Genomic DNA, 26,637 nt, shown 5'->3' with positions numbered 1-26,637 from the left:
GGGCCAAGCTGCGGCAGGAGGGTCGGCTTGTCCGCCGGGCGCCTTCCACGACGGGGCTGTGAGGCCATCAGGAGCCCCAGGAGGGGCGACAGCTTGGCAATAACCCCGAATGTCCATGAAGGCGCGAAGCGCCTGCTTACTGGATCTACGTGGACACATGATGGCCATTCCTGCGAACGGCTCTACCCAGTGGCAGGGTCTCATGGTACGTGGCTGGATGATCTCGGTGAGTCTATGAACCTTCCCTTCTGTTCGCGGAATCTTCTCCGCAGCTCGCGGTTGGTCACTCACCGACCCCAGACACACGCTTGTGGAGGCACAGTGGCGTACTACGTCAGTTTCTTCAACATGAGCTCGGTCGTCTCCGACGCCGATCTTGAGTCGGCGGTCAACGACCTCCAGCTTCAAGTCAGTGAGGACTTCGCTCCGGCGTGGGGAGTTGACGCCACCATCGACATCGGCGGCACTGGCTGGCCGATCACCATCGTGGACAACCCCGGACCGAACGACCCCCAGGGTGCTCTTGGGTACCACTCCCTTGACACCAACTACAACCCCTACGGGGTCATCTTCGCCCAGCTCTCGAACGACAACAACGTGCCCTGGACTGGCGTTGCCAGCCACGAGCTGCTGGAGATGCTCGGTGATCCGTTGACCAACTCAACGTGCTTCATCGACAACGGCGACGGCACCGGCTACATCATCATCCAGGAGGTGTGCGACCCCACCGAGCAGCAGCTCTACTACCAGAAGGGTGGCACCCCGGTCTCCGACTTCGCCCTGCGCGGCTGGTTCATCCCCGGCTATACGGGCCAGGTCGACTTCATGGGCGCGGTGCCCGGCCCGCTTCAGCTGCAGTCCGGTGACTACATCAGCGTGGACCAGGTCACGGCTTCAACTGGTTGGCAAGAGGTCACTGGCGACCAGATCACCCGCATGAGCAAGCGGATTCGCCAGAAGATTGATGCTGTGCAGCCGCCGCTTCGGCAGATGCAGCACCCGGTTCGCATCCAGGCCCTTCCGAACGGGACGCCGAAGGTCAGGAGCGGCTCCCAGGTTGGCGCTGGTTCGTCTTCGCAGCAGACGAGGCGCTGACCCGCCTTCCTTCATGTGGAAGCTGATGCCCTCTCTTGGGTGGTGATCTCTCATGCCGCCCAGGAGGGGGCATCTCTTCGATCACGGCTGCCTGCGGGGATAGATCATGAGGAGCCAAATTAGTGTCGCGTCAATGACAATAATTTTCGTTCCGTTCTGCTGGTACGCCCTTTTCTGCAATCTCACACCCATCCCGCCATTGTCAATGGCGGCTATGTTTGTAAGATGCCTTACAGCTTTTTGCGCCCCTGCGCCGCACAATCCGTCCTCATGTGGCAGAACGAGAGCCACGCACATTAGACCGGGGCGGCAATCGTCAAGACCTTAGGAGCAGAATCCCTCCCGGTCGCCGATCCGGCTTTTGGCAAGGAGTGGCACTATCCGTCACCCTGCATTTCAGGGGACCGGTGACCCCGGTCCTGGTGGTCGAGGAGACCCCACCTGCGAAGCAGGCCCTGGAGAGCATTCCCGCCGAGGACACCGTGATGGCGCCGGCCGCGGACAAGAAGCCGAAGCCCGCCCGGACCCCGTTCGCCACACCGCCGCCGCAGCCGACGCGCCCGGTCGATGCGCAGCCAGTCCAGGCAGTCGAGATGCTTGCCCATCCACGTGGTGGGGAAGCCCCGGTACTCACAACACCTGCTGTTGCGGAAGACCCGGACGCTGGTCTACGACAAGGACCGGGAGCGGGGAAGTAGGACCAAGGTCGTGGAGAAGGGGCCCAAGACGGATGCCGGTGGGCGAGTGCTTCCGCTTCCGTATCCGGTGTTCCGGGCACTGAAGGCTACCCGCGTCCGCGAAAAGCTCGCAGCATGCGATGCCCACCGGGACTCCGGGTACGTGATCCTGGACGAGCTGGGCAGGCCGCTGCAGACCAACAAGCTCCGGTACGAGGCCTACCGGCTGATGGAACCAGGCCGGGGTCGCCGGGTCGGGGAACGAGGACTACCCGCCGTACCGGTGCTTGAGGTTCGGGTCGTCCAGCCACCACGGCCGCATGCCCGTTTCCTCCTCCTCCGGCAGCCCCGCCGCCCGGGCCTGCGCGGCCTGCGCCTCGAAGCGGGCGTCGAGCTCGGCGTCCACGGCCTTGATCTCCTCGCGCCCCTGTACCACCATCCGCCGCACCAGCGCGGCCACGAACGGCAGCCCGACGAAGTCACCCAGCACCCAGAAGGCGTTGCCGCCCCAGGTCTGGTCCTGGGCCAGGCTCGGCCCCCAGGGCCGCCCGAGCGCGACGTAGTAGTGCTCGGCGACGAGGTGGCCGCCGTAGATCAGCACGATCCCGAGCCCGGCGTCGAAGATCACCTCGGCGAAGGTGATGAACAGCCCGACCAGGTGCGGGTACTCGTGCCCGACCGGGTCGAGCTGCAGCCGCGGCCAGAAGTAGGCGAGGCCCAGCAGCACCAGTGCCAGGTGCAGCACCACGTTCCCGACCCCGCTGGAGAGCGACCACTCGTACCAGGGCGTGAAGTAGAGGAGCCACGGCGGCGCCATCAGCAGCGCCGTGGAGACCGCCGGGAACATCAGCACCTTGGACGGCCTGCTGCGCAGCACCCGCAGGATCCGCTCCCGCCGGTGCTCCGGCGAGGACTCGACCAGCAGCGAGACGGGCGCGCCCAGCGCGAGCAGCAGCGGGACGACCATGAGCAGCAGCACGACCTGCACGGCCCGGTCGGTGAAGAGGATGCGCTCGTACACCCCGAGCCCGGAGCAGGTGCACCAGATCCACAGCAGCAGCCCGCCGAGGAAGGCCGCGGTGCGGGTGGGTTGCCAGCGCTGGCCGTCGCCGCGGTGGACGGTGCGCACCGCGGTCAGGTACCAGCCGCCGAGGAGCACCGACAGGGCGGGTACGAGCGGTTCGAGCGTCCAGGAGGTGGCCAGGTCGGACCACTGCCACGCGGGCGGTCCGCTGTACGCGAGCGCCCGGGCCGCGCCACCGTGGCCGAGCGCCTGGACCGCGACATCCACCGCGCCGTTCATCCGTCCGCCCACCTCGTCCGCACCCGCTCCCCGGGGTCGCCGGGGAGGGCGCCGGGAGTCGCCGGGCAGGGGCCGCGGCGCCCGGCCATGATGTCCCTTCCGACCCGCCCCGCCGCAGCCGGGGCCCACCTCTATACCCGGCCCTGAACAAAGCTTTACCGAAGCCCGGCAAAGCTTTGCCAAGGCAAAGTTCTGCCCTTGCCGGGCCCGCAGGCGCAACCGGCGCGGGGCCGCGTTCGTCTGGCAGGATGCACCGTCGGCGCGATACCGGCCACGTGGGTGACAACAAGGGGACGACAAGAGGTGCAAAGCACTGCACGCGGCGAGGGCCGCCGGCTGGCCGCGCGCCACCGCAACATCGAGCTGGGCCTGTTGGCGCTCGCGGTGGCCGTCTGTCTGGCCGGACACATCGACGCCTCGCTGGCACTGACCGGCAAGCTGCCGTCCGGGCTGCTGGTCCACGGCCTGTCCCTGGGGGCGCTGGTCGCGGTCGCGCACCTGGCGGTGCGCCGGTTCGCGCCGTACGCGGACCCGCTGATCCTGCCACTGGGCGTCTTCCTGACCGGCTTCGGGCTGATGCTGCTGGACCGGCTGGACTTCAGCTACAAGGCCGCGCACCCCGGCAAGGGCGACTACCAGAAGCTCCCCGCCGCGCCCTCGCAGATGATGTGGGTGTTCATCTCGGTGGCGGCGGCGATCGCGCTGATCGTCTTCGTCAAGCACCACCGCTTCTTCCAGCGGTACGTCTACGTGATGATGGCGGGCGCCCTGGTCCTGCTGACCGCACCGGTGTTCTCGCCGACCGACAGCTTCGGCGCCAAGCGGTGGATCAAGCTCCCCGGGCTGCCGTCCTTCGAGCCGGACGAGTTCGTGAAGGTCGCGATCACGATCTTCTTCGCGGGCTACCTGATGGCCAACCGGGACGCCCTGGCGCTGGCCGGGCGGAAGGTCTGGGGGATGACCCTGCCGCGCGGCCGGCACGCCGGCCCGGTGCTGGCGATCTGGGCGGTCAGCCTGCTGGTGCTGATCTTCGAGCGCGACCTCGGCACCTCGCTGATCTTCTTCGGCCTCTTCATCGTGATGCTGTACGTGGCGACCGAGCGCACCAGCTGGGTGGTGCTCGGCCTGCTGATGGCGGTCGGCGGCGCGACGGTGGTCGGCACCCTGGAACCCCACGTGCACGGCCGCGTCGAGGCCTGGCTGCACCCGCTCGACTACTACAAGCCGGTGCACGACCCGGCGATCTCCGAGCAGCCCGCCGAGGCGCTGTTCAGCCTGGGCACCGGCCACATCACCGGGACGGGCCTGGGATCGGGCCGGCCGTGGCTGATCGGCTTCGCCGGACGCAGCGACTTCATCTTCACCACCATCGGCGAGGAGCTGGGCCTGGCCGGGGTGACGGCCGTCCTGCTGGTGTACGTGCTGCTGATCCAGCGCGGCCTGCGCACCGCGATCGGCCTGACCGACCCCTTCGGCAAGCTGCTCGCGGCCGGGCTGTCGGCGGCGCTCGCGCTGCAGATCTTCGTGGTGGTCGGCGGCGTGAGCGGGCTGGTCCCGCTGACCGGGAAGGCGCTGCCGTTCCTGGCGGCCGGTGGGTCCTCACTGCTGGCGAACTGGCTGATGGTCGCGCTGCTGATCAAGCTCAGCGACTCCTCGGGACGCACCGCCCTCGACCCGGTCCAGACCTCCCCCGAGCCGCTCCCCGCACAGACCGGCCCGGGTGACCGCCCCGCCGCCACCGACCCGGCCCCGCCCGGCGGGAGCCAGGGCCGGGGCCCGAACCCCGGCCCGGGCCACACCCTGGGCGGCGCGGGCCGACCCCTGGCCCCGGAATCCGACCCGAGCGCACAGACCACCGCTGGCCCCGGCGCGGACCCGGGCGCCGCCACCGAGCTGCGGCCCGCGTTCGGTCGCCCGCCCGCCGCACCGCACCCCGCCGGGCCCCAGCCGCCCGCCCCGCAGGCCTCGTACGGCTACCCGCCGGTCAACGAGCAGCACACCCAGGGCTACGGTCTGCCGCCGCAGTCCCCGTTCCCCTCGAACCCGTCCGCCTGAGGACACCCCGGACACCCCGGACACCTCGGACACCCGGGACACCCGGGACACCCGGGACGAACGCACAGGGCCTCCCCCGCGACCCGCGAGGGAGGCCCTGTCCCGTACCTGCCGACGGAGAACCAGCTACCGCTGCTCCCACGGCGGCCGCGGCGGCCTGGACGGGTAGCCCGGCCCCGACCCCGGCCGCTCCGGCGGCAGCCCAGGCCCCTGCGGCCCCTGCGCTCCCGGCCCGGGCCGCCCCGACCCCGGCTGCTCCCCCGACGCCCCCGGCGGTGCCCCCGGCGACGGCCCCACCGGCCGGTCGCTGTCCGGCGGCGGCGGAGCGGGCCGGTGGTGCGGCCCGGGCCGGGCGGTGAGGCGCCCGCGCACGTTGTCGGCCGCCAGCACGTCGGCCCACCGCTCGGGGTACTCGGCGGGCGCGTCGACGTCGTCCGCCTCTTCCTCGCCCCACTCCTCCTCGACGCCCTCGGCCAGCCCCAGTTCGCGGGCGCGCCGGGCCCGTTCGACGGCCCGCCGGGCGGCGACCTCGCGGACCACGGCGGCGGCGGCCTCCTCGTGGGCACGCTCGTTCTCGGCACGCGCGTCGGCGGTCTCCAGGGTGGGCCAGCGGCGGTCTATCGCGGCGTTCATGGCCGCGCCGATGAGCACCGCGAGGGCCACCACGAAGATCCACAGCAGCACGGCCACCGGCGCGGCCAGCGAGCTGTACACCGAGGGGCCCTCGATCGAGCTGACCAGGTAGATCCGCAGGCCGACGCTGCAGAAGACCAGCACCACCAGGGCGACCAGCGCGCCGGGGATGTCCTCGCGCCAGGGTGTGGAGACCGGTACGGCCAGGTGGTAGAGGGTGGTCAGGGAGACGATCAGCAGCAGGATCGCGACCGGCCAGTAGGCGGCGCTGACCACCCCCGTGAGACCTGACACGGCGTTCTCGACCAGTCCGGGCCCGGCCATCATCAGCGGCAGCACCAGGGACCCGATGACGAGGGCACCGAGGTAGAGGCCGAGCGACATCAGCCGGGTCTTGACGATGCCCCGCTTGCCGTCCAGCCCGTACATGACGGTGATGGTGTCGATGAAGATGTAGAGCGCCCGGGATCCGGACCACAGCGAGAAGAGGAAGCCGATCGAGATCAGGTCGGGCCGGACGTGGTCGAAGACCTGGCTGAGCAGCGGTTTGACGACCTCGTTGACGGAGGACTCCGAGAGCACCGTCCCGGAGGCCGAGACGATGTCGTGCTTGAGCCGTTCGATGGTGCCGGCGCCGAGGAACTTGTCGAGGTAGCCGAGGGTGGCCGCCAGGCCGAGCAGCAGCGGCGGGATCGACAGCAGGGTGAAGAAGGCCGCCTCCGCGGCGAGGCCGGTGACCCGGTACTCGACGCAGGTGTTGGTGGTGTCCTTGACCAAGTCCCACGCCGTACGGCGCCAGGTGGCCCGTTTGGCCGCGCGCCGGGAGCCCTTGCCCCGACGCCGGGACGGCCGCTCGGGGTTCGGTCTGCTCGTATCGCCTGCTGCTTGCACAGCGCTAACGGTATCGGGCCGGGACGCTCCGGTTGATCTCCCCCAGGGGTACGGGCGCGTGCGCACCGCAGGTATGGGCGCCCGGCGGGGAGCGGCGGGAACGCCCGACCGTCCCACATCTCGAAACCACAGCGTCCAGCATCCGGATGTTAGTGGACCGGGAGTCCCGGGCCGTGCGAATCTCTTGCCATGCCTAGCGCCGGAACCACCCTAGTAGGTCGACTCCACGTCGATCTCCTTCGCGTGTCCAGCGCCATCTGTCCGGTGACCTGAGCCGCCACCCCGCCGCACCACCGCACCCGGCGCCGACCCACCGCCATCCCCGCACCAACGGATGCGCAGGCGCCCGCCCGGCCCGGCCACTGCTCTCCCGGAACCTGAGAAACCCGCAGGTCACAGCAGCGCCGCAGGGCCGAGCACGCTCCGCGACCCACCCTGCGTCAGCGCCACCTGCCCCGAAGGACTTCAGCATGGCCACCTCTCCCGAGACCGTCGAGCCCACGGCCGACCGCACCGCCGCGCGCCGCCCCGCCGCAGCGCGCAAGGTGACCCGCCATCGCGGCGAGGGCCAGTGGGGCATGGGCCACTACACCCCCCTGAACGCCAACGAGCAGATCAAGAAGGACGACGACGGTCTCAATGTGCGGACACGCATTGAGACGATCTACGCGCACCGCGGCTTCGACTCGATCGACCCGGCCGACCTGCGCGGCCGGATGCGCTGGTGGGGGCTCTACACCCAGCGCAAGGAGGGCATCGACGGCGGCAAGACCGCGATCCTGGACCCGCACGAGCTGGACGCCGAGTACTTCATGATGCGCGTGCGCATCGACGGCGGACGGCTGACGGTCCCCCAGCTGCGCGCCGTCGCCGAGGTCTCCGAGCAGTACGCCCGGGGCACCGCCGACCTGACCGACCGGCAGAACATCCAGTTCCACTGGATCCGGATCGAGGACGTCCCGGCGATCTGGCAGAAGCTGGAGGCCGTCGGCCTGTCCACCACCGAGGCCTGCGGCGACACCCCGCGCGCCATCCTGGGCTCCCCGGTGGCCGGCGTCGCCCGGGACGAGATCATCGACGGCACCCCGGCGATCGAGGAGATCCAGCGCCGCTTCATCGGCAACCCGGAGTTCTCCAACCTGCCGCGCAAGTTCAAGGCCGCCATCTCCGGCTCCCCGCTGCTGGACGTCGCGCACGAGATCAACGACGTCTCCTTCGTCGGTGTGGTCCACCCCGAGCACGGCCCGGGCTTCGACCTCTGGGTCGGCGGCGGCCTGTCCACCAACCCCAAGCTGGGCGTGCGGCTGGGCGCCTGGGTCCCGCTGGAGCAGGTGCCGGACGTCTTCGGCGGTGTGATCAGCATCTTCCGCGACTACGGCTACCGGCGCCTGCGCAACCGCGCCCGGCTGAAGTTCCTGGTCGCGGACTGGGGCGTGGAGAAGTTCCGCCAGGTGCTGGAGGACGAGTACCTGAAGGCCCGCCTGATCGACGGCCCGGCGCCAGCCGAGCCCGTCGCCCGCTGGCGCGACCACGTCGGTGTCCACCAGCAGCAGGACGGCCGCTACTACATCGGCTTCGCCCCGCGCGTCGGCCGGGTCGACGGCAAGCTGCTCGGCCGGATCGCCGACCTCGCCGCCGCCCACGGCAGCGACCGGGTGCGCACCACCACCGAGCAGAAGATGCTGATCCTCGACGTCGCCGAGGAGCACGTCGAGTCGGTGGTGGCCGGCCTGGAGTCGCTCGACCTGCGGGTCAGCCCCTCGCCGTTCCGCCGCGGCACCATGGCCTGCACCGGCATCGAGTACTGCAAGCTCGCCATCGTCGAGACCAAGGAGCGCGGCCGCTCCCTGATCGACGAACTCGAACAGCGCCTCCCGGACTTCGCCGAACCGCTGACCATCAACATCAACGGCTGCCCGAACGCCTGCGCCCGCATCCAGGTCGCCGACATCGGCCTCAAGGGCCAGCTCGTCACCGACGAGCACGGCAACCAGGTCGAGGGCTACCAGGTGCACCTGGGCGGCGCGCTCGGCCTGGAGGCCGGCTTCGGCCGCAAGGTCCGCGGCCTCAAGGTCACCAGCGCCGGCCTGCCCGACTACGTCGAGCGCCTGCTGACCCGCTACCAGGCCGACCGCACCGAGGGCGAGCGCTTCGCCCAGTGGACGGCCCGCGCCACCGAGGAACAGTTGTCGTGAGCGAGCGGAGCGAGCGAACCGAAAGGGCAGGGCGTGTTCGCGAAGCGAACGCCGAGCGGAGCGAGGTGGGCGATGAGTGAGCGAGCGGCGCCGTTCTTCTGCCCGTACTGCGGGGACGAGGACCTGCGCCCGTCCGAGGCCGGCCACGGCGCCTGGGAGTGCCACGGGTGCCGCCGCGCCTTCCAGCTGAAGTTCCTCGGCCTGCTGTCACCGACCAACGGGGGTACGTCCCATGAGCAGCACCGCGACTGACTACGAGGCGATCGCCGTCCGGGCCGGCCGCGACCTGGAGGAGGCCACGCCGCAGGAGGTCCTGCGCTGGGCCGCCGACACCTTCGGCAAGCGGTTCTGCGTCACCTCCTCGATGGAGGACGCGGTGGTCGCCCACCTCGCCGCGTCGGTGTTCCCCGGCGTGGACGTGGTGTTCCTGGACACCGGCTACCACTTCGCGGAGACCATCGGCACCCGGGACGCGGTGGCGGCGACCATGCCGGTCAACGTCATCACGCTCACCCCGCTGAGGACCGTCGCAGAGCAGGACGCCGAGTACGGCCCGAACCTGCACGACCGCGACCCGGACCTGTGCTGCTCGCTGCGCAAGGTCGAGCCGCTGGACCGCGGCCTCGGCGGCTACGACGCCTGGGCCACCGGGCTGCGCCGCGACGAGTCCCCGACCCGGGCGAACACCCCGGTGGTCGCCTGGGACCCGAAGCGCCGCAAGGTCAAGATCGCCCCGATCGCCCGGTGGACGCAGGAGGACGTGGACGCCTACGTCGCCGCCAACGGCGTGCTGCTCAACCCGCTGCTGTGGGAGGGCTACACCTCGATCGGCTGCTCGCCGCTGTCCTGCACCCGTAAGCCGGGCGAGGGTGAGGACGCCCGGGCCGGCCGCTGGTCCGGTTCCGGCAAGACAGAGTGCGGCATCCACCTCTGACGATTCCATCACCACTCTCGCGTTAGGAAAGAACCGTGACAGCTGACACTTCGGTAGCCGACGGAGCCGCAGAGGCGGCCCGCGCGGCCGCCCCCTGCGAGCGCGGCGCCACCGTGTGGCTGACCGGGCTGCCGAGCGCGGGCAAGACCACCCTGGCCTTCGCACTGGCCGAGCGGCTGCGCGCCGAGGGCCACAAGGTCGAGGTCCTGGACGGCGACGAGATCCGCGAGTTCCTCTCCAAGGGCCTCGGCTTCTCCCGCGAGGACCGGCACACCAACGTCACCCGGATCGGCTTCGTCGCCGAGAAGCTCGCCGCCAACGGCGTCAAGGTGCTCGCCCCGGTGATCGCCCCGTTCGCCGGCTCCCGCGCCGCCGTGCGCGAGCGGCACGCGGCGGCGGGCACCGAGTTCCTGGAGATCCACGTCGCCACCCCGGTCGAGCTGTGCGCCGAACGGGACGTCAAGGGCCTGTACGCCAAGCAGGCCGCCGGTGAGATCTCGGGCCTGACCGGCGTCGACGACCCGTACGAGGCTCCGGAGAACCCGGAGCTGCGGATCCAGACGCAGGGCCGCGAGGTGGCCGACTCCGCCGCCGAGCTGCACGCCTTCCTGACCGAGAGGGGCCTGGCATGACCACCGCGACCGACAGTCCGGTCCGCACCGACGACACTCCGTACGCGTTGTCCCACCTGGACGCGCTGGAGGCCGAGTCGGTGCACATCTTCCGCGAGGTCGCGGGGGAGTTCGAGCGCCCGGTGATCCTGTTCTCCGGCGGCAAGGACTCCATCCTGATGCTGCACCTGGCGCTCAAGGCCTTCGCGCCCGCCGCCGTCCCCTTCTCGCTGCTGCACGTCGACACCGGGCACAACTTCCCCGAGGTGCTCGCCTACCGCGACCGCGTCGTGGCCGAGCACAACCTGCGCCTGCACGTCGCCCACGTCCAGGACTTCATCGACCGCGGCGTGCTGCGCGAGCGCCCCGACGGCACCCGCAACCCGCTGCAGACCGTCCCGCTGCTCGACGCCATCGAGCAGAACCGCTTCGACGCCGTGTTCGGCGGCGGCCGCCGGGACGAGGAGAAGGCCCGCGCCAAGGAGCGCGTCTTCTCGCTGCGCGACGAGTTCGGCGCCTGGGACCCGCGTCGCCAGCGCCCCGAGCTGTGGTCGCTGTACAACGGCCGGCACGCGGTCGGCGAGCACGTGCGGGTCTTCCCGCTGTCCAACTGGACCGAGCTGGACGTCTGGCAGTACATCGAGCGCGAGGGCATCGAGCTGCCGGAGATCTACTACGCGCACGAGCGGGACGTCTTCTCCCGGGGCGGCATGTGGCTGACCGCCGGCGAGTGGGGCGGCCCCAAGGACAGCGAGCCCGTCGAGCGGCGGCTGGTCCGCTACCGCACCGTCGGCGACATGTCCTGCACCGGCGCTGTCGACTCCGACGCCACCACCATCGAGGCCGTGATCGCCGAGATCGCCGCCAGCCGCCTCACCGAGCGCGGCGCCACCCGCGCCGACGACAAGCTGTCCGAGGCCGCGATGGAAGACCGCAAGCGCGAGGGGTACTTCTAATGAGCACGACCATCGAGACCAGCGCCACCTCCCTGCTGCGCTTCGCCACCGCCGGCTCCGTCGACGACGGCAAGTCCACCCTGGTCGGCCGGCTGCTGCACGACTCCAAGTCGGTGCTCGCCGACCAGCTGGAGGCCGTCGAGCGCGTCTCCCTGGGCCGCGGCCAGGAGGCGCCCGACCTCGCGCTGCTCACCGACGGCCTGCGCGCCGAGCGCGAGCAGGGCATCACCATCGACGTCGCCTACCGCTACTTCGCCACCCCCCGGCGGCGGTTCATCCTCGCCGACACCCCCGGGCACGTGCAGTACACCCGCAACATGGTGACCGGCGCCTCCACCGCCGAGCTCGCCGTCGTCCTGGTCGACGCCCGCAACGGCGTGGTCGAGCAGACCCGCCGGCACGCGGCCGTCGCCGCCCTGCTGCGGGTGCCGCACGTCGTGCTGGCCGTCAACAAGATGGACCTGGTCGACTACGCCGAGCCCGTCTTCGCCGCCATCGCCGAGGAGTTCAGCGCCTACGCCGCCTCCCTCGGCGTCAAGGACGTCCTCGCCGTCCCGATCTCGGCCCTCGCCGGGGACAACGTCGTCGAACCGTCCGCCCACATGGACTGGTACGGCGGCCCGACCCTGCTGGAGCACCTGGAGACCGTCCCGGTCGGCAGCGACCCGAGCCGGGAGCCCGCCCGCTTCCCCGTCCAGTACGTGATCCGCCCGCAGACCGAGGAGCACCCCGACTACCGCGGCTACGCGGGCCAGTTGGCCTCCGGGGTGCTGCGGGTCGGCGACGCCGTCACCGTGCTGCCCTCCGGCCTGACCACCACCGTCGCCGGGATCGACGCCCTCGGCCGCGAGAGCGACATCGCCTGGGCGCCGCAGTCGGTCACCGTCCGGCTCGCCGACGACCTCGACATCTCCCGCGGCGACCTGATCGCCGCCGGGGCCGCGCCCGTCCCCACCAAGGACATCGTGGCGACCGTCAGCCACCTCAACGAGCGGCCGCTGCGCGCCGGGGACAAGGTGCTGCTCAAGCACACCACCCGCACCGTGCGCGCGCTGGTCAAGGAGATCTCCTACCGGATCGACATCGACACGCTCCAGCGGCGTTCCGGCGCCGAGGGGCTGAACGTCAACGACATCGGCCACGTGAAGCTGCGCACCGCCGAACCGCTGGCCCTCGACGACTACACCGACAACCGCCGCACCGGCTCGTTCCTGCTGATCGACCCGGCCGACGGCACCACCCTCACCGCCGGCATGGCGGGCGAGGCCTTCGAGGCCGTACACGGCGACGACGCTCCCGGCGCATCCGAAGAGGAGGACTGGGTCTGATGCCCAGCGAGGCGTTCTCGGGCATGGACAAGGAAGGCGGCCGCATCGGCAGCGGCGTCCTCGGCAGCGGCCAGGGCGGCCTGACCCGATGTGTGGGCCGACGGGGCTGAGCACGCCCCGTCACCGGGCCGCGTCCCCACCGCAGCCCGGCCTGCCCCGGCACCGACGTGCCGCGCACACCACTTCCAACAGACCACCCGGGACCGCTTTCCGACGGTCCGTCCGCGAACAGGACCCACCACCATGGCACCCAGCCCGGCCTCCTCCCATGCCTTCGTCCGCCCCAACGCCGGGCGGATCAGACGCTCCGCCGCGGCCGCCCTCGCCGGCCTGACCGCCGTCGCCCTGCTGTCGGCCTGCAGCTACGGCTCCAAGGCCGCCGACAGCGGCTCCGGCGGCTCGGCCGACACCGCCGCCGCGACCGGCGCCTCGGGCGCCAAGCTGTCCTCCCCCACGGTGAAGATCGGCTACTTCGCCAACCTGACCCACGGCACCGCCCTGGTCGGCCTCCAGGAGGGCATCCTCCAGAAGGAGTTGGGCGCCACCCAGATCAAGACCCAGGTCTTCAACGCGGGCCCGGCCGAGATCGAGGCGCTCAACGCCGGCTCCATCGACATCGGCTGGATCGGCCCCTCCCCCGCGATCAACGGCTACACCAAGTCCGACGGCAAGTCCCTCAAGATCATCGGCGGTTCGGCCTCCGGCGGGGTCAAGCTGGTGGTCAACCCGGAGAAGATCTCCTCGCTGGACGACCTCAGGGGCAAGAAGATCGCCACCCCGCAGCTGGGCAACACCCAGGACGTGGCCCTGCTCAACTACCTGGCGGGCAAGGGCTTCAAGGTGGACGCGGCGTCCGGCGCGGGCGACGTCTCGGTGGTGCGCACCGACAACAAGGTCACCCCCGACGCCTACCGGCAGGGCTCCGTCGACGGCGCCTGGGTGCCCGAGCCCACCGCCTCCAAGCTGGTCACCCTCGGCGCGAAGGTCCTGCTCAACGAGAAGGACGTCTGGCCGGACAAGAAGTTCGTGATCACCAACCTCATCGTCTCGCAGAAGTTCCTCAAGGAGCACCCGGACGTGGTCGAGGCCGTGCTGCGCGGCTCGGTGAACACCAACGCCTTCATCAAGGCCAACCCCGACAAGGCCAAGGCCGACGCCAACGAGGCGATCAAGAAGGAGGCCGGCAACGCCCTGGAGCCGGCCGTCCTCGACCCGGCCTGGGCCGACATCGACTTCCTGGACGACCCGCTGGCCGGCACCCTGCAGGCCGAGGCCGACCACGCCGTGACCGCCGGGCTCCTCAAGAAGCCCAACCTCAACGGCATCTACGACCTCACCCTGCTGAACAAGGTCCTCGCGGCCAAGGGCCAGGCGCCCGTGGCGGACGCCGGACTCGGCGCCAAGTAGCGCCGACCGGCGCGAGTAGCGCGAGTAGCGCCAGCCGTACGGAAGTCCGCCCCAGAATCCGCGGTCCGGTCCCCGCCCGCCCGGTCGATCCCCGATCGATGCCCACCGGGACGGGCCGGGGCCGGACCCCGGCCCCCGCTTCGCAGCCCTTTGCCAGATCACTCAGCAGGAGGTCCCCGATGACCCCGGCACTGACCACCGAGGCCGACGCCCCCGTCCTCGACAGCGACGGCGGCGCGCCCGCCGTCCGGATCTCGCACGTGCACAAGTCCTTCGGCCGCCCGGGCGCCCAGACCCACGTGCTGGACGACATCACCCTCGACGTCGCGCCCGGCGAGTTCGTCACCCTGCTCGGCGCCTCGGGCTGCGGCAAGTCCACCCTGCTCAACCTGGTCGCCGGCCTCGACAAGCCCAGCCGCGGCAGCATCGAGGTCCCCGGCGGCCGGCCCGCCCTGATGTTCCAGGAGCACGCCCTGTTCCCCTGGCTCACCGCCGGGAAGAACATCGAGCTGGCCCTCAAGCTGGCCGGTGTCCCCCGCCCCGAGCGCCGCGCCGAGGCCGAGCGGCTGCTCGAACTGGTCCGCCTGGGCGGCGCCTACGGAAAGCGGGTGCACGAGCTGTCCGGCGGCATGCGCCAGCGCGTGGCGATGGCCCGCGCCCTCGCCCAGGGCAGCAAGGTGCTGCTGATGGACGAGCCGTTCGCCGCGCTCGACGCCATCACCCGCGACGTGCTGCACGACGAGATCACCCGGATCTGGGCCGAGCGGCAGCTGTCCGTCCTGTTCGTCACCCACAATGTGCGCGAGGCCGTGCGCCTGGCCCAGCGCGTCGTCCTGCTCTCCTCCCGGCCCGGCCGGGTCGCCCGCGAGTGGCGGATCGACCTGCCGCAGCCGCGCCGCATCGAGTCCTCCGGCGTCGCCGACCTGTCCATCGAGATCACCGAAGAACTGCGTGGGGAGATCCGTCGCCATGTCCAGCACTGACACCGCCCCCGCCAGGAACGACGGCGACACCGCCGAGGTCGGTGCGGGCCTGGACGCCCTCGACTCCGTCGCCGCCCAGCGCAGCTCGCTCGGCGAGGTGCTGCGGACCAAGGCGCTGCCGCCGCTGATCGGCGTGCTGGTGGTGCTGGCGCTGTGGCAGGGCGCGTACAGCCTCCACCTCACCTCCTCGTACAAGCTGCCCAGCCCCGCCGACGTCTGGCGCTCCCTCCAGGACCTCTGGTACCAGGGCACGCTGTTCTCGATCATCTGGACCAGCGTGTGGCGCGGCCTGTCCGGCTTCCTGCTCGCCGTCGTCATCGGCACCCCGATCGGCCTGGTCGTCGCCCGGGTCGGGCCGGTGCGCACCGCCATCGGCCCGGTGCTCCAGGGCCTGCAGTCGCTGCCCTCGGTCGCCTGGGTGCCGGCCGCCGTCATCTGGCTCGGCATCAACGACTCGATGATGTACGCGGTGATCCTGCTGGGCGCCGTCCCCTCCATCGCCAACGGCCTGGTGGCCGGCATCGACCAGGTGCCGCCGCTGTTCCTGCGGGCCGGACGCACCCTCGGCGCCACCGGGCTGACCGGGGCCCGACACGTGCTCATCCCCGCCGCGCTGCCCGGTTACCTGGCCGGACTCAAGCAGGGCTGGGCGTTCTCCTGGCGCTCGCTGATGGCGGCGGAACTCGTCGCCTCCTCCCCCGACCTCGGCCGGGGCCTCGGCCGGTTCCTGGAGGACCAGCGCGAGTTCTCCGACATGTCCGGAGTGCTGCTCGGCATCGTCCTCATCCTGTTCGTCGGCATCGCCATCGAGCTGCTGGTGTTCACCCCGGTCGAGCGCCGGGTGCTGCGCGACCGCGGCCTGCTGGCCTCCACCAAGTGAGGCCCCGCTGATGCCCGCCCTGCTGCTCATCGCCCACGGCAGCCGCGACCCGCGGCACGCCGCGACCGTCGCCGCCCTGGTCGGGCAGGTGCGGGCCCAGCGGCCCGCCCTGGAGGTAGCCACCGCCTACCTGGACCACTGCGCCCCGCGGATCCCCCAGGTGGTCGGCCGGCTGGCGGACGCGGTGGCCGTCCCGCTGCTGCTGAACCGGGCCTTCCACGCCAAGCAAGACATCCCCGCCGCCCTGCGCGCCGCGGGCTCCTCGCTGCCCCTCGCCGATGTCCTGGGGCCTTCCCCGCTGCTGCTCGCGGCCCTGGACCGCCGCCTGGCCGAGGCCGGACTCGACGTCGGCTCGGCGGCAGTGCGTTCCCGCACCGGCGTGGTGCTGGCCGCGGCCGGCTCCTCCGACCCGGCCGCCGACGCCGCCACCCGCGCCGTCGCCGCCGAGTGGCGCCGCACCCGCGGCTGGGCCGCCGCCGAGGTCGCCTACGCTTCCGCCGCCGGCCCACGCGTCCCGGACGCCCTCGCCGCCCTGCGCGCCGCCGGCGCCACCCACACCGCCGTGGCCCCCTACCTGCTCGCCCCGGGCCTGCTGCCGGACCGCATCGCAGCGGCCTCGACCGACGCGGACACCGTGGCCGACCCCCTCGGCCCCGCCCCCGAACTGGCGGCCCTGCTGCTGCAACGCTACGACCGGGCACGCCTGACGGCTCCCGTGGTTCCTGCCCTTACCGCCTGAGGGTCACGAGCCTCAGGCGCAGTCCAGGATGCTGTGCTCACTGAGATCCGGGGCACAACGCGCCACGGTGCGGTAGTCCGCATCGTCGTGGAGGACCGTGAGTCCGTGGTGCGCAGCAGTCGCCGCGATCATGAGGTCAACTGCGGAAGCACTGCGATGTTGCCCGGCGAGCGCCATCCGCCGTTGCACCGTGTCGATCCAGCGCCCTGCGTTCTTGGGCACTGAGACGTCCGGGTAGAGGTCGGCGAACATCTCGGAGATCTCGTCGTACTCCCGGCCGTCGCGCGCGCTGTAGAGAAACTCGGCACGCTGCGGATAGCACGACGCGATCGACTCCGCGTCGATCGCGTCGTACCAGGCCGCCTGAAGCTTCGGCTCGCGCAGCAGCCGGACCAGCGCGGAGGTGTCGAGCAGATAGATCACCGGGTGTCCTTCTCGGCTCGGTGCAGCCGCTCGGCGTCCTCGACTGCGCCCCAATGCCGGGCGCGCTCGAAATGCCTACTGATGCGGGCGGCCCGTTCCTGCTGCTCCGCATAGAAGCGCAGCGCGAGGTTGACGGCTTCCTTCTTGGTCCGCACGCCTGCGAGGGCCATCGCCCGCTCCAGCGCCTCTTCATCGATGTCGATCTGTGTCACGGACATCCAGCACCTCCGTCGACCGATGTTGGTGATGTACATGGAATTGTATGTCACCAACAATGGCGAGGCGAGGATCCAGCTTCCCGGGAGCGCGGCACGCGGAGGCGTCGACGGCGCGCGGCCGGGGCCGCGCACGCCGGATGGATCGGACCAACGCCAGGTGAAGGTGCCGGCCGGTTGGGATCAGGCGGGGGTTCCACTTCTGTCTGGCGGCGCGGTCGCGGTCCCGGACACCCGGCTGGTTGCCGTCGGCGGTGGAGTAGCCCGGGCCGGAGCCGCTCAGATCCGGCGCAGGGTGAAGGCGTCCGTCGGGTGGCCCGAGGCGGCGGCGGCGAGGCCGCCGGAGAGCAGGTAGAGGCTGCCGGCCGGCCCGGCGACGGGGGCCGTGGGGGTGGCGTCCGGGGAGGGGTGGACGGCGGTGAGCCGGGCGGTGCGCCAGTGGTCGTCGGAGCGCAGTTCGAGCTCGGCATCGCGGCCGGCCCCGAAGAGGGCGTTGGTGACGCCGGCGATGGTGCCGTCCGGGCGGCCGAGCAGGCCGTCCAGGTGGAGCAGGGACGCGCCACCGGCCACCTCGACGCGTCGCAGGGCGGCCGGGTTCCCCAACGGGACCCGCCACAGGGTGCCGTCGTCCCACTTGCCGAGGATCAGGTGGCCCTCCCGGTAGACGATGCCGTTGAGGCCGTACGTTCCGGGGGCGGGGGTCAGGCGCGGGTCGCGCAGCAGGACGGAGGCGGTCCCGTCCGGCGTCACCCGGTAGACGACGGGGGCGAAGGAGTCGGTGACGTAGGCGGTGCCGTCGGGGGCGACGGCGATGTCGTTGGCGAGGTGGCTGCCGCCGTCGCCGGCGACGGTGGCGAGGTCGGTGTAGAAGAGGCGGCGGCCGGTGTCCAGGTCGTACGCCCCGATCCCGGCGATCTTCCCCAGCGTCGCGGCGGTGCTGCGCTCGCCGATGCCGTTGTCGAGGTCGGTGACCAGCACGCGGCGGTGGACGGGGTCGATCCGCAGACCGGCGATCTCGGTCAGCGCGGGGTCCTGCACCAGGGTGCGGACGCTGCCGTCGAGGGCGACGGCGGAGACGGTGCCGTGGCGCAGCGAGCCGAGCAGGAAGCGGTGGTGGGAGGCGTCCCAGACGCCCGCCTCGGGGACCAGGGTGGGAGCGTGGCCGACGATCACGGCCGGGGTCGGGCGGTGGGCGGCCGCGGCGGCGGGTAGCGTACCGGCGGTGCCGAGCAGGGCGGCGGCCGCGATCGCGACCACAGTGCGGCGGATGGTTGGATTCTGACGGTTCATCACGGATCCCTCGGAGCTGGCTTGCGCTGTCGCGATCAAGCCTGCCGCTCGGGCCGGGGCCGCGGCAGTGCGTGGGGATACTGGTAGTTCGACCACCAGGAAGGACGGGGGACATGGCCGAGTCGGAGGAGCGCCGCACCGAGCTGTCGGGCTTCCTGCGCAGCCGCCGGGCCCGGTTGACGCCGCAGGAGGTGGGGCTGGCGCCGGGGGGCCGGCGGCGGACGCCGGGGCTGCGGCGAGAGGAGCTGGCGCTGCTGGCCGGGGTGGGGGTGACCTGGTACACGTGGCTGGAGCAGGGCCGGGACATCCATCCCTCGCCGGAGGTGCTGGCGAGCCTGGCCCGGACGCTGCGGCTGGACCGGGCGGAGACGGCGTACCTGTTCCGGCTGGCGGGCAGCCATCCGCTGGACGGGGAGGTGGGCGCGCCCGCGGAGGTGCCGGCGTCGCTGCTGCGGCTGATGCACGCCCAGTGGCCGGCGCCGGCCTGGGTGATGGACGCCAACTGGGACCTGCGGGCCTGGAATCCGGGCGCGGACGCGCTGTTCGAGCTGTCCGGTCGGCCGCCGCAGGAGTGCAACCTGGCCTGGGTGGTGTTCGGCAACGCGGTGCACCGCCGGCGGGTGGAGCACTGGGAGCAGCACGCCCGCCGTTTCCTGGCCCAGCTGCGGGCGGCGTACGCGGAGCGCGGTGGGGAGGCGACGGCGGTGGGCCGGCACCTGGGCCGGATGATCCAGCACGTGCGGGGCGAGCACCCGGAGGCGGACCGCTGGCTGGACGAGCACCAGGTCGCGGAGCGCTCGGGGGCCGAGAAGGTGCTCCGGCACGAGGAGTTGGGCGTGTTGCGGATCGACCAGCACGTGCTGCTGGCGGCGGAGGGGCTGCAGCTGATCGTGATGTCGCCGCGTGACGCGGAGACGGCGGAGCGGTTGCGCCGACTGGCTCCCATGCCCGTCACGGTGTAGCCATCGGGCAGAGGCCCGCCGCCCGGCGCGAACCACCAGGCGGCGGAGCGAATTTGTCGGAAAATCAGGTTGGCAGGTTCCACTTCTGGTTGGCGGCGCCGTTGCAGTCCCAGATGCCGAGCTGGTTGCCGTTCGCGGTGGAGAAGCCGAGGTCGTCCAGGCAGCGGCCGGACTGCGGGTTGAGCAGCGAGCCGTCGGCGCGGTACTGCCACTGCTGGGCGCCGGTGCCGTTGCAGTCGTAGAGCTGGACCATGGTGTGGTTGGCGGTGCCGCCGCCCGAGACGTCCATGCACTTGCCGAGGGCGCGGACGGTGCCGTCGACGCCTGTCCGCCACTTCTGCGCGATCGTGCCGTTGCAGTCGTAGATCTGGACGGGGGTGCCGTTGCCGAGGTTGGCGCCCCGCACGTCCACGCACTTGCCGACGTAGCCGGTGATCTGGCCGGTGGGGCCGGCCGGCGGGGTGGCGCCCATGATGATGTGCGGGAACATCACGCTGTCGCCGACGCCGCAGGCCGCGGAGAGGCTGCCGTCGCCGACGGCCACGCCGCCGATGGCGGGCCGGCTGAACTGCACGGTGTGGGTGGAGTTCCAGTAGTAACAGGTGGCGCCCACGGACCAGGTCTGCATCGGGTCGAGGCCACTGCAGCTGCCGACGGCGCTCCAGCCCGCGACGAAGGCGCTGCAGGCGGGCGCGGCCTGGGCGGCGGTGGCCGGTGCGGCCAGGGCGGCGGCCCCCGCGAGCAGGGCGGTGGACAGCAGGGCGGAGGTTCGGCGCATCGGGACGGTGGTCCTTCCGGGGTCGGCGAATCACGTCAACTCAACATCTGCACAACCGTGGTGACTGTGCGACAGATGTGTGGGCCGGGTAAAAGAATCCGGGCTGGACGGTCCTCCGTCAAGCGTTGGTTCAAGGCGAACTGCGACGGGTTCATCTCAGCTGCCGGCCCCGGCCGGGGCGAGCCTGCCCGGAAAACGCGGAACGGGCCCCGTGCTCCCCCGTGGCGGGGAAGAAGCGGAGCCCGTTCGGCAGGATTCGGTCCGGGGACGACCGTCAGTCGAACTTGCGGCGCTGGCGCCCGGTGCCGTAGTTGCCACCGGACTTGGAGCCGCTGCCCGGCCGGGCCCGGCCGGAGGAGCGCCCGATGAACCCGGCGGCCTGCGGCCGCTCGCCCTGGCCGGCGGCGCCCAGGCGCTGCTTGGGGCGCGGGCGGCGCGGGTTGCCGTTCATGTCGACGTCGGTGGGCAGTCCGGAGCGCTTGCCGGGGCGGCGGCGCGGGCTGCCCGACTTGCCGTCCGCGCCCTTGCCGTCGGCGGAGGCGGCCTGGGCCGCGGGCTGGGCGGCGGCCGGGACGGCCAGTGCGACCGGAACGCCGCTGGGGGTGCGGGCGCCGGTGATCCGGGCCAGGTCGGCGTCGCCGGGGCGGATCCTGGTCACGGTGGGGCGGATCCCGGCGACCGTCATCAGCCGGTTGACCTCGCGGCGCTGCTCGGGCAGCACGAGGGTGACGACCGTGCCGGACTCGCCGGCCCGGGCGGTGCGGCCGCCGCGGTGCAGGTAGTCCTTGTGGTCGATCGGCGGGTCGACGTTGACGACCAGGTCGAGGCCGTCGATGTGGATGCCGCGGGCGGCGACGTTGGTGGCGATCAGCGCGGTGACCTCGCCGTCGCGGAACTGGTCGAGGACCCGGTTGCGCTGCGGCTGGGACTTGCCGCCGTGCAGCGCGGCGGCCATCACGCCGGTGGCGCGCAGCTGCTTGGCGAGCCGGTCGGCGCCGTGCTTGGTGTGCACGAACATGATCACGCGCCCGTCGCGGGAGGCGATGTGGGCGGTGGCGGAGGCCTTGTCGGTGGGCTCCAGCTGCAGGACGTGGTGGTCCATGGTGGTGACCGCGCCGGCCGAGGGGTCGACCGAGTGGGTGACCGGGTCGGTCAGGAAGCGCTTGACCAGCCGGTCGACGTTGCGGTCCAGGGTGGCGGAGAACAGCATCCGCTGCCCGCCCTCGGCGACCTGCTCCAGCAGCTTGCTGACCTGCGGGAGGAAGCCCATGTCGGCCATCTGGTCGGCCTCGTCGAGGACCGTGATGGCGACGTCGGACAGGTTGACGTCACCGCGCCCGATCAGGTCGTCCAGGCGGCCGGGGGTGGCGACCAGCACCTCGGTGCCGCGGCGCACCGCGTTGGCCTGCCGGCTGATGCCCATGCCGCCGACGACGGTGGTGATCCGCAGGTTGACGGCGGTGGCGTACGGGGTGAGCGCCTCGGTGACCTGCTGGGCGAGCTCGCGGGTGGGCACCAGGACGAGCGCCAGCGGGTGGCGGGAGTCGGCGCGGCGACCGGCGGTGCGGGCGAGCAGCGGCAGGCCGAAGGCCAGGGTCTTGCCGGAGCCGGTGCGGCCGCGCCCGAGGACGTCGCGCCCGGCGATCGAGTCGGGCAGGGTGGCGGCCTGGATCGGGAACGGCTCGGTGACGCCCTCGCGGGTGAGCGCGGAGAGGATCGCCTTGGGCAGGTCCAGCTCGGCGAAGGAGGCCGCCGGCGGCCGGGCCGGGGTGCCCTCGACGACGGTGAAGTCGGCGGGCTCCGGGACGGCGGTGCGGCCGGTCCTGGGGGCGCCGGCGCGGTTGCGCGGCTTGCGGGGGGCGCGGTCGGCACCCTCTCCGCTGCTGCGGGTGCGGTCCGGGGTGTCCGCGCCGCGGCGCGGGCGGCCGGTGCGGCCCTGCTCGCCCGAGCGGGCGGCGGAACGGTCCGCGGTGCGGTCGGTGGTGCGGTCGCCGCGGTCGCGGGGCGTGCGGGCAGGGGTGGTCACGGGGTCTCCGTCCGTCGGTCGTCAGCCCGCGGTCGCGGACTGGTCGGCCGTCGTCTGGGAGTGTGCCGCCCCGGCCGTACGGCGGCATGAACGGGGGCCCGCACCGTCGAGCGGTGCGGGCCCCCGCTTCACGGGATCACAGGGGATCGCGCATCAGCGTGAAGCTGACGTCAGGCGATGACCTGGATGTTCTCGCCCTGCGGGCCCTTCTGGCCCTGGGTGACGTCGAACTCGACGCGCTGACCCTCGACGAGCTCACGGAAGCCCTGGGCGACGATGTTCGAGTAGTGGGCGAAGACGTCCGGGCCGCCGCCGTCCTGCTCGATGAAGCCGAAGCCCTTTTCGCTGTTGAACCACTTCACGGTGCCGGTAGCCATAACCGTCTCCTCCTATTGGGGCATCAGGGATCCACACCTCGTGAATCCCCAAGTAGCCGCGATCCCCATCCGGAGACTGAAACACCGGACAAAACAAATGCGCCTGTTGGTTGGTACCAGCAGGCGCACACACACGTTCATGGGAACCAAAACTGCAACTGCTTCGACTGTAGCACGGTCGCACCCCGATTGACCGGGGACTTTTGTGCCCGACAGATCACGTTTGACGCTGCCGGAAAACGGGGAGCGGCGCCCCGCCGGAGCGGGGCGCCGCCTGGTGTTCGGCCGCCGTTCAGACCTTGATCGGAAACGGCCGCACGTCGGTCATCGCCGGCCGACCGGCTCCGCCGGCACGGTGGTGCCGACCCGCGGGGCCGGGCCCCCGCCGTGGCCCGGGCGGGCGTCCGCACCGTGTCCGGGCCACCAGGCCTTGTTGCCGATCAGCGCGGTGAGCGCCGGCGTGAAGAACATCGCCATCACGAAGGCCGCCAGCACGATGCCGAAGGCCATCGCGAAGCCGAACTCCAGCATGAAGGTGTTGCCCGCGAGCATGAAGGTCCCGAACGAGGCCGCCAGGATGAAGCCGGCCGCCGCGACGGTCGGGCCGCCGTGGCGCAGCGCCTCGCGGGCCGCCTCGCGCGGGGAGCGGCCCTCGCGGGCCTCCTCGCGCAGCCGGGCGATGATCAGGATGTTGTAGTCCGTCCCGATCGCCACCACGAAGAGGTAGATCAGGATCGGCATCATGAACATCAGGCCGGTCTCGTGGCCGATCTTCTGGAAGAGCAGCGTGGTGGCACCGAGGGTGGCGCCGAAGCCGAGGCCGACCGAGGCCATCAGGTACCAGGGGGCGACCACGCTGCGCAGCTGGAGCGCCAGGATGAGCAGGATGAGCAGCCCGGCGATCGGGAAGACCAGCTTGTAGTCGTGGGTCATCGCCAGGTTGATGTCCTTGAACACCGAGGTCAGGCCGGCGACCTTGGCCTCGGTGCCGGCCGGGGCCTGCGCGTGGGCGACGGTGCGCAGCTCGGTGACGGTGTCGATGGCCGCGTTGCTGGAGGGTTCGTCCTTGAGCATCACGGTGAACTGCGCGGTGGTGCCGTCGGCGCTGACGGTCTTGCTCTGGCCGTCGGAGGCGGTGCTGGGCAGGATCACCTGGGCGACGCCGGGGACGCCCTGGAGCTTGTCCCCGTAGGCCTTGAAGGAGGCCGGGTCGAGCTTCTTGCCGTCGGTGCTGCTGAGGTAGACCTGGCTCGGGTCGGCCGCGCCCTTGGAGAAGGCGGTGGACATCGTGTCCTGGACGACCATCGACTCCGCGGTCTTGGGCATCGAGCTGCCGGCCATGTCGAACAGGCCGTTGTAGCTGAGGGCGCCGAAGGTCAGGGCGACCAGCACGCCGCCGGAGGCGATGGCGGTGAGTGCCGGGCGCTTCTCGACGACCCGGCCGATCGCGGTGAAGCGCGCGTCGCTGGGCTCGCGCATCCACTTCTTGCCGGGCCAGAAGACGGCCCGGGCCGGGATGACGGCGAGCAGGGCCGGGGCCAGGGTGACGGAGGCCAGGGCGGTCACGACGACGGCGATGGCCAGCGCCGGGCCGAGGGCCTGGAACATGCCGAGGCTGGAGAGGATCAGCGCGGCGAAGGCGATGGTGACGGCGCCGGCCGCGGAGGCGATCGCCTCGCCGACCCGGCCGACGGCGTTGGCCACGGCCTCCTTGCGGTCGTCACCGGCCCGCAGCCGCTCGCGGTAGCGGAAGGCGAGGAAGAGGAAGTAGTCGGTGCCGACGCCGAGCACGACGACGATGAGGATCGCCATCAGGATCGGCGTGCTCTTGAGGTCGAAGGCCTTGGTGGCGTAGTTGATCAGCCCCATCGAGGTGGGAAGTCCGATGATCAGCGAGACCACGATCGGCAGCAGGCCGGCCAGGATGCTGCGGAAGATGATGCCGACGATCACGATGACCAGCAGCAGGGTGGCCATGGTGATGATGCCCTCGGCCGAACCGGAGGCGTCCTTCTGGTCCAGGGCCTGTGCGGCGGATCCGCCCAGCTGGAACTTCAGGTCGGTGCCGGTGGCCAGTGCCTTGCCGTCGTCGCGCAGTGCCTTGGCGACGTCCGATATCAGGTTCTGGTCCTGCTGCTTGGCCTTGTCGATGGAGACCAGGGCCATCGCGTACTTCTGGTCCTGCGAGTAGCCCATGTCCTTGGTCGGCGGGATGATCTTCACCACGCCGTCGATCTTCTTGTCCGTCAGGTCCTGGACGAGCTTGCCGATCGCGGTCTTGTCACCGTCGGTGAAGGCGGCGCCGTCGTTGCGCTCGAACAGGGCGAGGGCGTCCGGCGTGAAGGCGGACGGGAAGGCCCGTGCCTGCACCTCCGCGGCCTGGATGGACTCGTAGTGCCTGGGCAGGAACGACGCCTCGTCCGCCTGGGAACTGACCTTGGGCGCCGAGATGAAGATGGCGATCATCGCGACGACCCACGCCGCGATCACCCACCAGGCGCGGCGGACGACGAAGTGTCCTAGTCGGTGGAACATGCTCGATGCCTCCTGGGCATGGTTCACCGCAGCCCTTGGGGGACGGGACGCTGGGCGACGGCAGGACCGGGCGGGCCACGCACGCTGGCGTTCCCTAGCCGGTCGGCAGGTAAGTAGGTCTGGGCGTCATCCTACGAGTACGTGCTTGCCGCGCGGCAAGGAAGCCCCCGTCGTCCAACCCCCGTTGCGGGCCGCCCCGAACGGCCCCGACCCATTCTCTCCCGGCCGCAGTTCCCTTGACCTCGTGCTCCGGGTGGAGTCTTCTCCCCCTCAGGGTGGAGCCCGCCCCCTACCTCCGAGGAGGAGGCATCAGGGTCCCCGGGTAGGGAAAACCCCACCCCGCCCCCCGGGACCAAGGTCCCGGCCCCGCCCCGTGCGCCATGATGATCTCCGTCCGGAGCCCTCCGGACGGACGACGGCGGAACGGAGCCCAGCCATGATCCCCTTCGACGAGGGCCGCGCCCGGCTGCTGCTCGCCCACGCCTGCGAGTCCGCCGGACTCCCCGCCCCGGGCGACGCCCGGCTGCTCGCGCTCGGCGAGAACGCCGTCTTCGACCTCGGCGACCCGGCCGTGGTCGCCAAGGTCGGCCGCGGCCCCGAACTGTACGACCGGGCGCACCGCGAGCTGACCGTCGCGCACTGGCTGGCCGGGCAGGACGTGCCGGTGGTCCGCCCGTACGAGGCGGTGGTGCCCGAACCGCAGTCGGCCGACGGTCACCCGGTCACCTTCTGGCACCGGCTCGCCCCCGCCGTCCGTCCGGCCCGCCCGGCCGACCTCGCCCCGCTGCTGCGCGCCCTGCACCGGCTGCCGCTGCCGCCCTTCCCGCTCGGCCGCCGCGACCTGCTGGCGCCGGTCGAGCGTTGGCTGGCCTCCGCCGAGGGGCACGTCGACCCTGCGGACGTCGCCTTCCTGCGCCACCGTCGGGACGCCTTCGAGGCCGCCCTGCCCGACCTCGTGCCGCGACTGCACCCCGGAGTGATCCACGGTGACGCGCTGCCCCGCAACGTCCACGTCGGCCCGGACGGGCCGGTGCTGCTCGACCTGGAGAACGTCTCGCGCGACCTGCGCGAGCACGACCTGGTGGTCCTCGCGCTCAGCCACGACCGCTACGGCGTGCCGGGCGAGGAGTACCGGGCGTTCACCGAGGCCTACGGCTGGGACGTACGGGACTGGCCCGGCTTCGCGGTGCTGCGCGGGGCCCGGGAGACCGCCAGTGCCTCCTGGGTCGCCCAGCAGGCGGCCGGGAACCCGGCGGCGCTCGCCGAGTTCGGCCGCCGGGTCGCCTCGCTCCGCGAGGGGGCCACCGAGGTGCGGTGGTACCCGTTCTGAGCGGGCGCACCGCT

General features: G+C 71.8%; 24 protein-coding genes. 15 read left to right on the top strand and 9 right to left on the bottom strand.

All coding sequences use genetic code 11. From position 1 onward, the window contains the following. Nucleotides 1-321 precede the first annotated feature (321 nt). Nucleotides 322-1,095, top strand: coding sequence for a hypothetical protein (locus BOQ63_RS32405; RefSeq protein WP_072655398.1), 774 nt, complete (start codon nucleotides 322-324; stop codon nucleotides 1,093-1,095). Between the two features lie 945 nt (nucleotides 1,096-2,040). Here the strand turns inward: BOQ63_RS32405 and BOQ63_RS32400 are convergent. After that, nucleotides 2,041-3,075 (bottom strand): cytochrome c oxidase assembly protein, encoded by a 1,035-nt coding sequence (locus BOQ63_RS32400; RefSeq protein ID WP_050366858.1) that lies wholly within the window; start codon nucleotides 3,073-3,075, stop codon nucleotides 2,041-2,043. 303 nt (nucleotides 3,076-3,378) lie between these two features. Here BOQ63_RS32400 and BOQ63_RS32395 point away from each other — a divergent pair, with 303 nt between their 5' ends. Beyond that, a complete protein-coding gene (locus tag BOQ63_RS32395; RefSeq protein WP_063756531.1) occupies nucleotides 3,379-5,130 on the top strand; it encodes an FtsW/RodA/SpoVE family cell cycle protein in 1,752 nt (583 codons plus the stop codon). Between the two features lie 126 nt (nucleotides 5,131-5,256). On the opposite strand, the gene BOQ63_RS32390 is transcribed toward BOQ63_RS32395, so the two are convergent. Next, nucleotides 5,257-6,654: a YihY/virulence factor BrkB family protein gene (locus tag BOQ63_RS32390; RefSeq protein WP_078958663.1), complete on the bottom strand. Its 1,398-nt coding sequence runs from the start codon at nucleotides 6,652-6,654 to the stop codon at nucleotides 5,257-5,259. Between the two features lie 189 nt (nucleotides 6,655-6,843). Between BOQ63_RS32390 and BOQ63_RS32385 the strand changes: the two genes are divergently transcribed. The 11 genes from BOQ63_RS32385 (at nucleotide 6,844) to BOQ63_RS32335 (ending at nucleotide 16,687) form a co-directional block, all read left to right on the top strand. Beyond that, nucleotides 6,844-6,927: a putative leader peptide gene (locus BOQ63_RS32385; protein WP_310593185.1), complete on the top strand. Its 84-nt coding sequence runs from the start codon at nucleotides 6,844-6,846 to the stop codon at nucleotides 6,925-6,927. A gap of 197 nt (nucleotides 6,928-7,124) precedes the next feature. Then, nucleotides 7,125-8,849, top strand: coding sequence for a nitrite/sulfite reductase (locus BOQ63_RS32380; RefSeq protein WP_030281702.1), 1,725 nt, complete (start codon nucleotides 7,125-7,127; stop codon nucleotides 8,847-8,849). 72 nt (nucleotides 8,850-8,921) lie between these two features. Continuing rightward, entirely contained in the window at nucleotides 8,922-9,101 is a 180-nt protein-coding gene (locus tag BOQ63_RS32375) for a hypothetical protein (protein WP_030281704.1), read from the top strand. Beyond that, a complete protein-coding gene (locus tag BOQ63_RS32370; protein ID WP_030281706.1) occupies nucleotides 9,082-9,783 on the top strand; it encodes a phosphoadenylyl-sulfate reductase in 702 nt (233 codons plus the stop codon). Before BOQ63_RS32375 ends, BOQ63_RS32370 begins: the two co-directional genes overlap by 20 nt. 35 nt (nucleotides 9,784-9,818) lie before the next feature. Further along, nucleotides 9,819-10,415: an adenylyl-sulfate kinase gene (gene cysC / locus BOQ63_RS32365; protein WP_072655396.1), complete on the top strand. Its 597-nt coding sequence runs from the start codon at nucleotides 9,819-9,821 to the stop codon at nucleotides 10,413-10,415. Further along, complete coding sequence (gene cysD, locus BOQ63_RS32360; protein WP_030551126.1) at nucleotides 10,412-11,350, top strand: sulfate adenylyltransferase subunit CysD; 939 nt, start codon at nucleotides 10,412-10,414, stop codon at nucleotides 11,348-11,350. Before cysC ends, cysD begins: the two co-directional genes overlap by 4 nt. Next, nucleotides 11,350-12,678 carry a sulfate adenylyltransferase subunit 1 gene (locus tag BOQ63_RS32355; protein ID WP_043388332.1) on the top strand — a complete coding sequence of 443 codons (1,329 nt, stop codon included), beginning with the start codon at nucleotides 11,350-11,352 and terminating at the stop codon, nucleotides 12,676-12,678. The genes cysD and BOQ63_RS32355 overlap by 1 nt, the downstream gene beginning before the upstream one ends. Nucleotides 12,679-12,921: 243 nt before the next feature. Beyond that, complete coding sequence (locus tag BOQ63_RS32350; protein ID WP_072655395.1) at nucleotides 12,922-14,085, top strand: aliphatic sulfonate ABC transporter substrate-binding protein; 1,164 nt, start codon at nucleotides 12,922-12,924, stop codon at nucleotides 14,083-14,085. Nucleotides 14,086-14,264: 179 nt separating this feature from the next. Then, nucleotides 14,265-15,068 carry an ABC transporter ATP-binding protein gene (locus BOQ63_RS32345; RefSeq protein WP_030281720.1) on the top strand — a complete coding sequence of 268 codons (804 nt, stop codon included), beginning with the start codon at nucleotides 14,265-14,267 and terminating at the stop codon, nucleotides 15,066-15,068. Next, on the top strand, nucleotides 15,055-15,948 hold the full coding sequence (locus BOQ63_RS32340) for an ABC transporter permease (protein ID WP_030281723.1): 894 nt from the start codon (nucleotides 15,055-15,057) through the stop codon (nucleotides 15,946-15,948). Before BOQ63_RS32345 ends, BOQ63_RS32340 begins: the two co-directional genes overlap by 14 nt. A 10-nt stretch (nucleotides 15,949-15,958) precedes the next feature. Next, entirely contained in the window at nucleotides 15,959-16,687 is a 729-nt protein-coding gene (locus BOQ63_RS32335) for a sirohydrochlorin chelatase (protein WP_191093606.1), read from the top strand. 12 nt (nucleotides 16,688-16,699) lie between these two features. On the opposite strand, the gene BOQ63_RS32330 is transcribed toward BOQ63_RS32335, so the two are convergent. The 3 genes from BOQ63_RS32330 to BOQ63_RS32320 form a co-directional block, all read right to left on the bottom strand. Continuing rightward, complete coding sequence (locus BOQ63_RS32330; protein WP_030281727.1) at nucleotides 16,700-17,110, bottom strand: PIN domain-containing protein; 411 nt, start codon at nucleotides 17,108-17,110, stop codon at nucleotides 16,700-16,702. Then, complete coding sequence (locus BOQ63_RS32325; protein WP_030281729.1) at nucleotides 17,107-17,328, bottom strand: type II toxin-antitoxin system VapB family antitoxin; 222 nt, start codon at nucleotides 17,326-17,328, stop codon at nucleotides 17,107-17,109. The genes BOQ63_RS32330 and BOQ63_RS32325 overlap by 4 nt, the downstream gene beginning before the upstream one ends. Before the next feature lie 276 nt (nucleotides 17,329-17,604). Further along, nucleotides 17,605-18,615 (bottom strand): hypothetical protein, encoded by a 1,011-nt coding sequence (locus tag BOQ63_RS32320; RefSeq protein ID WP_143174812.1) that lies wholly within the window; start codon nucleotides 18,613-18,615, stop codon nucleotides 17,605-17,607. Between the two features lie 113 nt (nucleotides 18,616-18,728). On the opposite strand from BOQ63_RS32320, the gene BOQ63_RS32315 reads away from it, so the two are divergent. After that, nucleotides 18,729-19,577: a helix-turn-helix transcriptional regulator gene (locus BOQ63_RS32315; protein WP_030551132.1), complete on the top strand. Its 849-nt coding sequence runs from the start codon at nucleotides 18,729-18,731 to the stop codon at nucleotides 19,575-19,577. Nucleotides 19,578-19,641: 64 nt separating this feature from the next. Here the strand turns inward: BOQ63_RS32315 and BOQ63_RS32310 are convergent, their stop codons facing one another. The 4 genes from BOQ63_RS32310 to BOQ63_RS32295 all read right to left on the bottom strand — a co-directional run bounded on the left by BOQ63_RS32310 (nucleotide 19,642) and on the right by BOQ63_RS32295 (nucleotide 25,293). Next, entirely contained in the window at nucleotides 19,642-20,355 is a 714-nt protein-coding gene (locus BOQ63_RS32310; RefSeq protein WP_030551135.1) for a ricin-type beta-trefoil lectin domain protein, read from the bottom strand. Between the two features lie 274 nt (nucleotides 20,356-20,629). After that, nucleotides 20,630-22,381, bottom strand: a complete 1,752-nt coding sequence (locus tag BOQ63_RS32305) for a DEAD/DEAH box helicase (protein ID WP_150476196.1) — start codon at nucleotides 22,379-22,381, stop codon at nucleotides 20,630-20,632. Nucleotides 22,382-22,551: 170 nt separating this feature from the next. Then, the gene (locus BOQ63_RS32300) at nucleotides 22,552-22,758 is read right to left on the bottom strand and encodes a cold-shock protein (RefSeq protein WP_030281737.1); all 207 of its coding nucleotides are present in this window, start codon (nucleotides 22,756-22,758) and stop codon (nucleotides 22,552-22,554) included. A 324-nt stretch (nucleotides 22,759-23,082) separates the two neighbouring features. Beyond that, entirely contained in the window at nucleotides 23,083-25,293 is a 2,211-nt protein-coding gene (locus BOQ63_RS32295) for an MMPL family transporter (RefSeq protein WP_030281740.1), read from the bottom strand. Between the two features lie 436 nt (nucleotides 25,294-25,729). Between BOQ63_RS32295 and BOQ63_RS32290 the strand changes: the two genes are divergently transcribed. Then, the gene (locus tag BOQ63_RS32290; RefSeq protein ID WP_030281742.1) at nucleotides 25,730-26,623 is read left to right on the top strand and encodes a phosphotransferase enzyme family protein; all 894 of its coding nucleotides are present in this window, start codon (nucleotides 25,730-25,732) and stop codon (nucleotides 26,621-26,623) included. Nucleotides 26,624-26,637: the final 14 nt, after the last annotated feature.

The organism is Streptomyces viridifaciens (assembly GCF_001888885.2).
Classification (GTDB): domain Bacteria; phylum Actinomycetota; class Actinomycetes; order Streptomycetales; family Streptomycetaceae; genus Kitasatospora; species Kitasatospora aureofaciens.
The sequence above is the reverse complement of the archived record's forward strand: the minus strand, read 5'-3'. Positions and strand labels throughout refer to the sequence as shown.